At 66.1% G+C, this 9421-nt stretch carries 8 protein-coding genes; 7 read left to right on the top strand and 1 reads right to left on the bottom strand.

What is annotated here, in order from left to right; genetic code table 11:
* Window positions 1-110: 110 nt before the first annotated feature.
* The 7 genes from KA419_20860 to KA419_20830 all read left to right on the top strand — a co-directional run bounded on the left by KA419_20860 (window position 111) and on the right by KA419_20830 (window position 7226).
* Entirely contained in the window at window positions 111-878 is a 768-nt protein-coding gene (locus tag KA419_20860) for a TrbG/VirB9 family P-type conjugative transfer protein (protein MBP7868386.1), read from the top strand.
* Window positions 879-890: 12 nt separating this feature from the next.
* Window positions 891-1373 carry a hypothetical protein gene (locus KA419_20855; protein MBP7868385.1) on the top strand — a complete coding sequence of 161 codons (483 nt, stop codon included), beginning with the start codon at window positions 891-893 and terminating at the stop codon, window positions 1371-1373.
* A gap of 10 nt (window positions 1374-1383) precedes the next feature.
* Window positions 1384-2889: a TrbI/VirB10 family protein gene (locus KA419_20850; GenBank protein ID MBP7868384.1), complete on the top strand. Its 1506-nt coding sequence runs from the start codon at window positions 1384-1386 to the stop codon at window positions 2887-2889.
* Entirely contained in the window at window positions 2876-3472 is a 597-nt protein-coding gene (locus KA419_20845) for a hypothetical protein (protein MBP7868383.1), read from the top strand. The genes KA419_20850 and KA419_20845 overlap by 14 nt, the downstream gene beginning before the upstream one ends.
* Window positions 3469-4575, top strand: a complete 1107-nt coding sequence (locus tag KA419_20840; GenBank protein MBP7868382.1) for a CpaF family protein — start codon at window positions 3469-3471, stop codon at window positions 4573-4575. Before KA419_20845 ends, KA419_20840 begins: the two co-directional genes overlap by 4 nt.
* 25 nt (window positions 4576-4600) lie before the next feature.
* On the top strand, window positions 4601-6604 hold the full coding sequence (locus tag KA419_20835) for a type IA DNA topoisomerase (GenBank protein MBP7868381.1): 2004 nt from the start codon (window positions 4601-4603) through the stop codon (window positions 6602-6604).
* Between the two features lie 121 nt (window positions 6605-6725).
* On the top strand, window positions 6726-7226 hold the full coding sequence (locus KA419_20830; protein ID MBP7868380.1) for a hypothetical protein: 501 nt from the start codon (window positions 6726-6728) through the stop codon (window positions 7224-7226).
* Between the two features lie 103 nt (window positions 7227-7329).
* Here KA419_20830 and KA419_20825 read toward each other — a convergent pair whose 3' ends face one another.
* Window positions 7330-9189 (bottom strand): SUMF1/EgtB/PvdO family nonheme iron enzyme, encoded by a 1860-nt coding sequence (locus KA419_20825; GenBank protein MBP7868379.1) that lies wholly within the window; start codon window positions 9187-9189, stop codon window positions 7330-7332.
* Window positions 9190-9421: the final 232 nt, after the last annotated feature.

Below are 9421 nucleotides of genomic sequence, written 5' to 3'. Positions count from 1 at the left end.
TTCGTCAAGTACAAGCCCGTCCCCCGGACCGTGGAGAACCCCCACGGCCTGGTGGTGATCGAGTACAACGAGACCCCGTTCCAGGAAACGGACACCAAGGAGGATTCGAAATGAAACGAGCCCTGATCACGCTGACGATCGCGGCCGCGGTCGCCGCGCTTTCCCACGCCAAGACCCCCCGGACGAAGGTCTGCAACTTCGACGGGGAAAACCGGACCAAGGTCTACGAGGTGGCCGCCGCCGTGGGGATCGGGACGGCCTTCCAGCTCCCCGAGGGGTGGGAGATCCAGGACTTCGTGGTCTCGGACGCGAAGTTCTTCTTCGGGCAGTCCAACGGCAAGATCGGCGTCGTGAAGCCCCTGGCCGAGGGGAAGGAGACCTCCGTCATCGTCTTCACCACCAACGAGAAGCTCTTCACCTTCCACCTCTCCACGAAGCCGGCGGAGGAGGTGGACGAGATGGTCATCATCGACGTCCACGACGAGACCTTTTTCAGGCAGAAGGTCGCCCGGGAGGCGTCAAAGCTGGTCCGCGAGCGGCTCCAGTCCATGGAGGCCGTCAAGGAGAAGGAGAAGGACGCCGAGGTGGACAGGACCCAGAAGGACGTGCTCCAGGCGGCCAACACGGCCTACGCGATGGAAGGCAACCCCTTCGCCGTGGACAAGGTGGTGGACGACGGCACCTTCACCTACATCTGGCTCCCGCGGTGCCAGGCCAAGCCCGGGGTCTTCGTGGCGAAGAAGGACTCGCCGAAGGAGCTGGAGCCGGTGAAGTACGTGGACCTGGGGGACCACTTCCAGGTCCACCGGGTGATCCAGGGGAAGGAAAAGCTCTTCCTCAAGTCCGGCGAGACGGTCTGCGAGATCCGGCGGAAGTAGGGGAGGGGAGCCATGAAACACTTTCTCTGCCTCATCGCCCTGGGCGCCCTCCTCGTTGCGACGTTGGCGGCCCAGCAGTATGAGCGGGAGGAAACCGTACAGGGGCGGAACATCCTCACGCTTTCCGAGACGACCCCGCCGCTGTTCCGGCTGTCCGGGTTCGAGACCGACGGGCTCACCGGCGGCACGAAGATCGTCCTGAAGGACATCCGGAGCGTTCCGGAACTCATCGCCCTGGCGCAGTCCGGCGTCCTGGAAGCCCAGGACGGTGACGGGACCCCCCGGGGGTTGTGGCTGCTCCGGGAGTGCTTTTGCCAGGACGGCACAATTCAGCGGGTGAACCTCAACGTCGAGAGCCGGGAGTGCGATTCGGCCTGCGACGGGCACGACGGGGCGTCGAGCCAGAAGCTCTCCCTGCTGGTCACGGGCCTCGTGGGCTGCGGCTTCGAGCTGGCCGTGGGCCAGGACCCGGACTTCCTCGTCCTCATCGAATAGGAGAACCCCCATGGAAGACGAACGGACCGGGAAACCCTCGCGGGAAGACGTGGAAAGAATGCTGGAAACCACGGTGCACGAGTACCAGCCCGAACCGGAGAAGAAAAAGGGGAAGATCACCCCGGTTCAGACGATAGCCCTGGTGGGGGTGTTCGTCCTGGTGGCCTTCCTGGTGGCCCTGGCGGCCGGGGCCTTCAAGGGTTCCGGGGCGGAGGCGAACGCCGACTTCGACCTCCAGAAGAAGGAGGCGGCCAAGGCGGAGGCGAAGGCGGCCGCCAAGGAGAAGTCCCTCAGGGACGCGGTCCTGGGCGGGCAGCCCGGGGCGACGCCGGAGACGGAGGCGGACCGGGCGTGGGCGGCCGCGCAGGCGGAGGCGAAGGCGGGGCAGGCCGGGGAGGAGGGGAAGTACTCCGAGTACATGAAGACCCTGGCCGAGCAGGACCAGGCGGGGGAGGCGGGTTACCCTCCCACGGCGGGAGGCCCCCCGTCGGCCGCAGAGCGGTACTGGCGGGAGAAGGAGGCCCGGGCCTCCCGGCAGGAGAGCGACCCCCGCAGCGTCTACCACGTCCGGGGGGACAACCCCGCCGAGGAGAAGCAGCGGTTGGAGAAGGCGCGGGAGGAGTACGACAAGGAGAAGACCCCCATGTTCGTCTACCAGCGGGACAGCGCGGCCGAGGGGGCCGGGGGGACGACGACCGCGGGGCGGTCCCGGATCCGGATGACGGAGCCCGTGGCGGAAGACCTGCCCCCCGAGGCCGGGGCTCCGCCCTTGGCCGAGGACGACCCCGGGGCCTACATCCGGCAGGGGAGGGAACTGGCCGCCCGGGACGCCGGGAACCCAAGGGCGCCGAAGGCGGCCGCGGACCGGCGAAACGAAGGAACGCGTCCGACGACGCTCTTCTACACCCGCTACGACCCCGTGACGCTGTTCGAGGGGGACTTCCTGGAGTGCGTGCTGCTGCACCGGATCGTCTCGGACACCGAGGAGAGCCCCGTGCTGGCCGTGGTGGTGCGGGACCTGGTGGACAACTCCGGGAAGTGGGTGATCATCCCCCAGGGGACCAAGGTCGTCGGGAAAACGAAAATCGTGGACTACACCGGCGCCCACCGCATGTACATCCTCTTCCACCGGATGATCCTGCCCGACGGGGTCTCGGTGGAGTTCCCCTACAACGCGAACGCCCTGAAGGCCCTCGACCAGACCGGGGCCCTGGGCGTCTCCAGCAAGGTCAACCGGCACTGGATGCTCCAGTTCGGCACGGCCCTGATGTTCGGCCTCCTGGACGGCCTGGGCGCGGCGGCGACGGCGCAGACGGAGTCGAAGACCGGGGCCTACATCGTGGACAAGACCGACCAGAACATGGACAAGGTGCTCGACACCATCCTGCGGCGCTACCAGAACGTCGTGCCCACCGTCACCGTCAACCAGGGCTTCCGGATGCGGGTCTACATCACGGACGACGTGGCGGTCACCCCCTACTGCAAGCTCAGGGACCGGGCCTATGCGAAGAAGTAGCCGGAGAACCCTCGTGGTGGTGGTCCTGGGGAGCCTGCTGTTCGCTTGGACGAACGCCCGGGACAACGAGCAACCCACCCCCCAGGACCTGGAGCTTCTGAAAAGGGCGACCGCCCTGGAGCCTTTCCTGAAGAGCGCCGAGGCGAAACAGAACCCGGAGAGCGTCGGCTTCTTCTTCCCCCGGGGCCTTTACCCGAAGCTCCTGGGCAACCCCGTCATGGGCTACCTCTACGATGAAGGTTATACCAGCGGGGGGCTCACCCGGGTTTGTCTCAAGCGCTTCCGCTTCCCGAGGAAGGTGGAACCCCACGTGGAGGCCTTCAAGAAGTGCGTGCAGACCGCCTTCGAGAAGGCGGGGCTGCGCCTCGGCGACACGGGGAGGATCGAGCTGGGCCTGGCCCTGCTGGGCGTGGTGCCGGTGAAGAACGAAAGGTCCCTCCCGGGGCTGTGCGTGGAGTTCTACGTGCACAACCGGGACTCGGGGAAGACCGTCTACGCCCGCCGCTCCTTCGGCTCCCCCGAGTCCCTGGTCAAGGCCATGATGGCGGCTTCCGTCTTCATGGCCGCCCGGGTCCTGCGATGAGCGGCTCCACCCTCAACCTCGACCTGCTCAAGATCACCCTGGGGCCCGTGGCCCCCTGGCTGGGCGACCCCGATGTCACCGACATCCTGGTCTACGGCCCCGAGAAGGTCTTCGTCAAGCGCCAGGGGAGAAAGCCCGAGCGGGCCCCCGCCCGGTGGGAGTCCGCCGAGGACCTCATGGTGGCCGCGAAAGCCATCGGGCGCCACATCAAGCGCCGGCTGGACGCGGACAACCCCATCCTGGACTCCCGGCTGCCCGACGGCTCCCGGGTCAACGTCATCATCCCACCCTGCTTCGCCGACGGGGCCGCCGTCGCCATCCGTCTCTTCACGAAGGAGAAACTGACGGCGGCGCAGCTCCTCGAGGGCGGCTCCTTCGACCCGGCCGGCGCGGAGATCCTCCGCAGCCTGGTCCTGTCCGGCAAGAACATCCTGATCTCCGGGGGGACCGGCTCCGGCAAGACGACGCTCCTGAACGTGCTGGGGGCCTTCATCCCGGAGCGGGACATCGTGGTGACGGTGGAGGACTCCCGGGAGATCCAGCTGCGCAACGAGCTCTGGGCGCCCCTGGAGGCCAAGAAGGCCGTGCACGAGGGGGAGGTGGAGGTCACCCTGCGCGACCTGGTGCGCAACAGCCTGCGGATGAACCCCAGGTGGGTCATCGTCGGCGAGGTCCGGGGCCCCGAGGCCCTGGACCTCATGCGGGCCTTCAACACCGGCCACTCCGGGATGGGCACCGTCCACGCCAACAGTTGCGACGACGCCCTGGGGGCGCTGGAGAACCTCATCCTGCAAAGCGGCCTGGACATCCCCGCGAGGGCCATCAAGGAGATGGTGGCCCGGGCGATACATATCGTGATCCAGGTATGCCAGTACCCGGATGAAAGTAGAAAAATCGCCGAGATCGCCGAGATCCGCGGGCTCGACTACGACACCAGCCCCACCTTCCCGCCGTACCGGGTCAACACCCTCTACCGCTTCGAGCCCTCCGGTTACGACACCGACGGCCGCCTCACCGGCCGCTTCACCGTGGTGGGGAAGCCTTCCTTCCTGGAGGCCCTCTCCCTCTTGAAGGACTTCGAGGTGCCGGAATTCTGGAGATGACCATGATCCAACCAAAGGAGGGCACATGCCGCGCGTGATTATCGCCGAAAAGCCGTCCGTGGCCCGGGACATCGCGGCCGCCCTGGGGTGGCCGGAGAAAGAAGACGGGTTGCTCCGCGTCGGGGACACCGTGGTGACCTGGGCCATCGGGCACCTCTACGAGATCGAGGAGAACGGGGACCGATGGGACCTCGACGAGCTGCCCCTGCTCCCCGCGGAGTTCCGGTACCGGGCCTCGGAAGGGAAGGAAAAGCAGGCCGGAATCATCCGGGAACTCCTCCAGGGAGCCGACGAGGTGGTGAACGCCTGCGACGCGGGCAGGGAAGGGGAGCTGATCTTCCGCCTGGCGGTGGAAAACGCCGGATACGGTGGTCCCGTCAAGCGCCTGTGGACCTCCGAGGCCCTCTCCGTGGACGTCGTGCGCCGGGAGCTGTCCGACCTCAAGCCCGGGGATGGCTTCGAGAGCCTCTACCGGGCCGCCCTGGCCCGGCAGCACGCCGACTGGCTCGTCGGCGTGAACCTGACCCGCCTGTTGACCCTCCGGGCCGCCGACCGGACCGTCTGGAGCGCCGGGCGCGTCCAGACGCCCGTCCTCCGGCTCATCGTGGACCGGGAGGAAGAAATCCGGGACTTCCAGCCTGTCCCGTTCTGGAAAATCCGGGTGGATTTTGTGAAGGACGGGTCGGCATTCTCCGGGTGGATATCGGACGGGGCAGGGGAGATGAAATTCTTCGACCCGGCCGTCGCGGAAAAGGCCCTCACCGACGTGACGGCCGCCGGGGAAGGGCTCGTGCGGAACGTGAGCACGGAGCGCAAGGAGCAGTTCCCCCCCGCGCTGCACAGCCTCACGTCCCTGCAGCGGGAGGCCAACGAGCGCCTTGGCCTCACGGCGGGGCGCACGCTGGAACTGGCCCAGGAACTCTACGAGGCGAAGCTGGTCTCCTACCCTCGCACCGACGCGGGCCACCTGGACGAGTCCCCGCAGACGAGGGAGATGGTGCGCCGTCTCCTGGGGGAGCTGGGGCACCCGGAACTGTGCGCGGCGGTGGAAACGGCGGGGCGGCGCGTGTTCGACAATGCCAAGCTCACCGACCACTACGCCCTGGTCCCGCAGAAACGCTTCCCCGACAACGCCGTCATGGCGGACGAGCACCGGATGCTCTACGAACTCATCGAGCGGCGCTTTCTGGGCGCCTTCATGGAGAGTTGCCTGTGCGACTGGACCACCGTGGACCTGGATGTGGGGACCCACCCTGCCCGGGCCGTGGGCAACGCGGAGGTTCGGGAAGGGTGGAAGGCGCTGTACCGGAAAGAGGTGGAAGAGAAGGGCGAGGACGGGGAAGGGGAGGGGGCCGCGCAGAGACTCCCGGACCTCGAGGCCGGGGAGCGGGTTCCCAGGACGGGCGTGGAGCGGCAGGGGCGGAAGACCGCCCCGCCGAAGCGCTACACCGAAAGCGCCCTCCTCGGCGCCATGGAGCGTCTCGGCCTGGGCACCCCGGCGACCCGGGCCGCCGTCATCGAGCGGCTCAAGAGAGTCCAGTACGTCGGCCTGGTGAAGAAAGCGATCCAGCCCACGGCGAAAGCCGGGGAGCTGATCGGCAAGCTCCGCGGGCGGCCCGTCGCCGACCCCGAGACCACGGGGCGGTGGGAGACCGAACTGGAAGGGATCTACCGGAAAAACCTGGGCCGGGAGGGTTACGGGGCCTTCATGGACGGAATCCGCAAGGCCATCGTGGAAGAGGTTCGGGAACTCAAGGGGCTCAGCATCGAGGCCCGGGCGGGGGACGTCGGGACATGCCGCTGCGGCGGCCGCATCGAGGAACTGCCGAAGACCTTCGTCTGCGCCGCGTGCCGCAGCCTGGTCTGGAAGGAGTTCTGCGGGAGGAAGCTCACGCGGAAGCAGGCGGCCGCCCTCCTGGGCGGGAAACGGGTCGACCTGAAGAAGCTCAGGTCCCGCGCGGGGAAGGAATTCGACGCCGCGGCCGAATTCGATGTGGAACAGCGGAAGGTCCGGTTGGTGTTCCGTTGATTTTCCCCAAAGACTGGGGAAATGTTCCCTCCGGAAATTCGGAAGGGGACTGTCATGAATAATGTTCTCCACTTTGCTCAATAGAGCGGCAAGAAAGGGAATCGGGGGAGGAGAAGGGAACATGCTCAGAATGAAGATGGTGGCAACCGTGGTCACGATCCTGGCGGGGGTGACGGCCCCCGTGGCTACACAGGTATTGGGACGGCAAAAGCTCCCGGAAAACCTGGCGCGGAAGTACTGGGGCGAGGTGCTGGTCCGGTGCGGGGACCGGTTTCTCATCGCCGAGAACTACAGCCTGTTCGTCAGGGTCACGGAGTACAGGGGGAACCTCTCCTTAACGGCCGATGAGTTCATTCTGGACAAGGCCTGGCTGGCGGCAAACCGCGTCGAGGCAAGGGGGACCCTCATCATCCGTTTCGCGGAGTCCAGGAGTTGCCGGTACAGCAAGGACCACCCGGAATTCAACGCTCCCTGGTCGGCGTGGTTGAAACCGATCAACGGCGTAGGTGCGGCGTTCCCTTTCAGCAAGGCCGGCGGACAGTTGACGGTGAGCGCCGGCGTGGTCGTCCGGATCGGTTGCGACACCATCGACGCCGTGGATGCTATCAGCCGGAAAAATTAGCGGTGCAGCCCGGCATGCGGAGAGAACGAAGGGGAAGACCCACTCGCCGTCGGGCGATCCTCCTCTTTCCCGCTCCGCGCTTGCCTGCCGGAGATCAGACCTCTCAGCGGGCAACTCGGACCAGGCGGAAGCCCATGTCGTCGTACCGGAGGCCCCAGTTGGTGCAGCCCCGGTACGCCGCGCGACAGAAATGGGCATGGCCTCGCCAGCCCCCGCCCCGGAACATGCGGTACGGGCCCGATGAAGGCCCCCGATAATCCACCGCCAACCCCGTCGGGTAGGCCTGCTGGTACAAGTCCCAGCACCATTCGTACACATTTCCGTGCATGTCCCGCAGATCCCACGGGTTCGCCACCTTCGTCCCCACCGGGCTGGTTGCGTAGATCGTCGAACTGTTCCCCCAGAACCACGCCGCTGTCTCCAGTTGCGGGTACATCCCTGACTCCGATAGCCATCCACAGTTGCCAGACGTGTAGTTCGGCTCGGCTATCCAGAAGGGCATCGCCGTCCCCGCCCGGCAGACGTACTCCCACTCCCCCTCCGATAACAGACGGTAGCCCTCCGCGTCCCAGTCGCAATAGAACAGCCACCCGGTGTAGTTGTCCGCGTCGATGGGGACCGTGAAGGCCGCGTCGGCGTAGTAACAGCGCGTCAGACCTTTCTGCACCGACAGCAGGTTTGCGAACAGCAGCGCCTCGAACCAGGTGACTTGCTGGACCGGGTTCGTCATCCCCGCCCCGTAGTCGGTGTCCGTCGGGTCCGCCGGCAGCGTCGACTGAACCGCCAGAAGATCCGCCCACATCTGCCGCGTCACCTCCGTCTCCATCACCGCCAGGTCCTTCGTCAGCGTGTGGGTGAATGGCGTTTCACAGGAAGAATACCGGCACGGTTCGTTCGTTGGCGACCCCTGCACGAACGTTCCCGACGGCACGAAGCGAAGGTTGCCTGCGATGGGGTCCGAGTCGACCAGGTATCCGGCCCGGTACGTGAAACTGTTCCTTGTCTTCCAGCTCGGGTCCACCCCGCCGGGCGACATCTCCCCCGCGAAGCCCCCTTCCGTCACGAACCACACCGACATCGCTCCCGTGTCGTTGTGCCGCCAGAAAATGTCGCTCTTCCCGTCCCCGTCGAAATCCCCGATCCCCACCACCTGCCAGGTCGGCGTGTCGATCCCCCCGATGTACGCCGTCCCCTTCAACCCCGTCTCATCGATGAACCACACCGACATCGTCCCCGTGTCCTCGTTCCGCCAGAAGATGTCCGACTTCTGGTCCCCGTCGGCATCGCCCAGTCCCACGATCTTCCAGGAGGGGTCCACCGTCCCGGGGGACATGTCCCCCGCGAAGCCCCCTTCCGTCACGAACCACACCGACATCGCCCCCGTCGACAGCTGCCGCCAGAGAATGTCGCTCTTCCCGTCCCCGTTGAAATCCCCCACCCCCATCACCTGCCAGTCCGTGCTCCCGATCCCACCAATGAAGCCGGTCCCTTTGAGCCCCGTCTCGTCGATGTACCACACCGACATCGTCCCGCTGGCGTCGTGGCGCCAGAAAATGTCCGCTTTCCCGTCCCCGTCCGCATCGCCCAGCCCCACGATTTTCCAGAAAGGGTCCACCGTCCCGGGGGACATGTCCCCCTTGATGCCGGTCCCGTCCGCCCGTGCGAACCAAACGGACATTGAACCGGTGGAAGCGTGCCGCCAGAGGATGTCGCAGATGCTGTCCCCGTCCATGTCTCCCACGCCGGCGATTTTCCAAACGAGGTCCGAGATTCCCCCCAGGAACCCGCTCCCCGTCATGCCCCCGGGGCCCATGTACCAAGTCGAGAGCATCCCGCTCTCGTCGTTGCGCCACCGGATGTCTGTCAGCTGATCGCCGTTGAAGTCCTGCACGTCCGCAGCAGATGCAACCCAGGACACAGCCGAAAGACCGATAAGAATTGCAACCCAGAGTTGTTTCCGCATGATCCCCTTCTTTTCTATTGGTGGGTTTCAGAAATGATATTCACGAAAAAGTATTTTATCAAAATTCGCGTTGGGTGACAATGCTGAAGCAAGGTTCCGGGCCATCCACACCCTTGGCCTCAGGGGACAACGTCAGAATCCGTTGCGGGCAGTCGTTGCTCAACGCGGCGAGGATCCGCGAACTTCCGTCTGGTTGTTGAGGGTCTTCAGCCGGGACCTCTCCCTCCACTGC

The sequence above is a fragment of the Acidobacteriota bacterium genome (assembly GCA_018001935.1).
GTDB lineage: Bacteria > Acidobacteriota > JAAYUB01 > JAAYUB01 > JAAYUB01 > JAGNHB01.
This window is presented reverse-complemented; position numbering and strand designations above follow the sequence as displayed.